The sequence below is a fragment of the uncultured Jatrophihabitans sp. genome (genome assembly GCF_964252635.1).
Lineage (GTDB): Bacteria > Actinomycetota > Actinomycetes > Mycobacteriales > Jatrophihabitantaceae > Jatrophihabitans.
Window position 1 is genome coordinate 25203 of sequence record NZ_CAXUNP010000047.1, and the last position, 2217, is coordinate 27419.

A 2217-nucleotide genomic window follows, 5' to 3' on the forward strand; every position below is an offset into this window, starting at 1 on the left:
GAGCGGCGCGATCTAGCGCCGCGGGGGGGGGGGGCCCCCCCCCCCCGCCCCCCCGGCCCGCCGGCCGCGCCGGCCCCCCCCCCACGCTCCCCTGTTCTAGCCTGCCGACCTCACGGGCGCCGCGAGTTGGGCACGACGTGCCCCGGCTGGCGGTGACCCACGGGTGCGGTCCGCACGTTGGGCGTGCTGGTCCGCACCTGCGAGCTGGCACCCGTCGTGCCGTCGAACCCGATGGCGAACACGTGGGCGTCACCGCCGCTCGACGTCGGCAGCGTGATGCTGGCGACGGTCTTGCCCGCGGTCAGCGGCGCGTCGATGCCGAACAGGTAGGTGTTCACCATGTCCTGCGAGTTGCCCGGCGCGTTGCGGTAGGCCGTCTTGGCCGCCGTCACGTTCCCGGCGACCGGCTGGTTCGCGTTGGCCCCCAACGTCCAGTCACTGAAGTCGGCCTTGAAGGTCGACGTGCTGCCGTCGGTGTAGGTGACGGTCACCGTGCCGCCGGCACCCATCGTGGCGTCGCCGTTGGATGCCGACCCGAGCAGGCCGATCTTGGTCGCGCCGGCGGGCACCGCCAGCGGGATGGTCTGACCGGACATCTCGATGTTGTCCAACGAGGCGCTCGGCACGTTCGGCCACACGTAGTGCACGCCGTCCGTGGTCACCGTCCCACCGGGCTTGATGCCCTGCGCGGCCAGCGCGGACGCCGAGAAGCTCCACCCCTCACCGTCGAAGGACGCGGCGTCGGTGTTGTCGTCGTCGGTAACACCCGCGTTGGTGTAGTACGGCCACACCTCACCGGCCTTGGCCACCGCGACGGCGACCGAGGAGCTCGACAGCGTGTCGGAGCCCATCGTGAACGAGACCGCCACCGAGTACCGGCCCTCGGACGACGACCCCGCCGTCACCGTGACCGGTGCGGAGACGGTCTGGCCGGCCAGCACCTTCAGCGTGCCGTGGTCGGGCGACACCGTGACGCCGGCGGCCGGGGTGGCCGCCCACTTCACGGTCCGTGCCGACTTGCTGATGTTCGTCGCCGTCACCTTGCTCGCCGCCGACTTACCGGGCTGGAGCACCAGGCTCGACGGTGACACCGAGGTGAAGACCGGCGTCTCCCCGGTCGCGTCCGACGGCGGGGCCGCTGCGGCATCGGTGCCCCAGCTGGTGTCCGCGGTCGTGCCGAGGTCGAAGTTCATCGTCGGGCCCTTGGCGATCGCGTTCCACGTCGTCCAGGGCTTGTTCCACGCCTTGCCGTTCACGCTCATGCCGTGCACGTAGGGCGCGTTGGTCGCCGCGTTCGGAGCGGTGATCGTGAGCGTCTTGCCGCCGGCGAGGTGCACCTCGGTGACCGGGAACGTCGGGCTGCCCATCGCCAGCGTGCCGCTGCCGGGGGTCTCGGGGTACATGCCCAGGTTCGACCACACGTACCACGAGCTCATGGCGCCCAGGTCGTCGTTGCCGAACTGCCCGACGGGTGCGTTGAAGTACAGCTGCTGCTGGGCGTCTCGCACCGTCTTCTGCGTCTTCCACGGCATCCCGACGTAGTCGTACTCCCACGGGATCTCGATGCTCGGCTCGTTCGACAGGTCCGCGTTGGTCGAGCTGGGGTGCGGGATCGAGGTGAACAGGCTGTCGAGGAAGCTGCCGTACTTCGCGTTGCCGCCGCGGGCCGCGGCGAGCGCCTTGATGTTGAACGGCACCATCGGCGTGTACTGCGCCGCGGTTCCCTCGACCATGCCGGTGCTCGTCGACGGCGTGAACCCGGGGACCCAGTTGCCGTCGGCCTGCTTGGCCTGCACGTAACCCGTGGCCGGGTTGAACACGTTCTGCCAGTCCTGCGACCGTGCCGCGAACTGCGCGTAGGTGCTGTGCCGGCCCAGCGACTTCGCCAGCGACGCGATCGAGTAGTCGGCACTGTCGTACTCGAGCAACGTCGACACCGAGCCGTAGAAGTTGCAGCAGGCGTACTGCTTGTCGTTGGGGATGTAGCCGTAGTCGTCACGCGCCGACTGTGCCGGCCGGATGTTGTTCGTCTGCGTGGCCTCGGCGATCATCGCGCTCAGCGCGTGGCCGGTGTCGAAGTCCCGCGCACCGAACGCGTACGCGTCGGCGATGATGCCGTCGGCCGGGTCGCCGACCATCACGTAGCTCTCGCCGTTGTTCAGCGCCCACTTCGGCAACATGCCGGACTGGTCGTAGTCGTTGAGCATCGACGTGATC

At 69.7% G+C, this 2217-nt stretch carries 1 protein-coding gene; it reads right to left on the bottom strand.

Annotated elements, in window-relative coordinates; all coding sequences use genetic code 11:
- Window positions 1-110 precede the first annotated feature (110 nt).
- On the bottom strand, window positions 111-2217 hold a 2107-nt coding region (locus ACFFCA_RS16960; RefSeq protein ID WP_375486912.1), incomplete at its 5' end, for a glycoside hydrolase family 92 protein.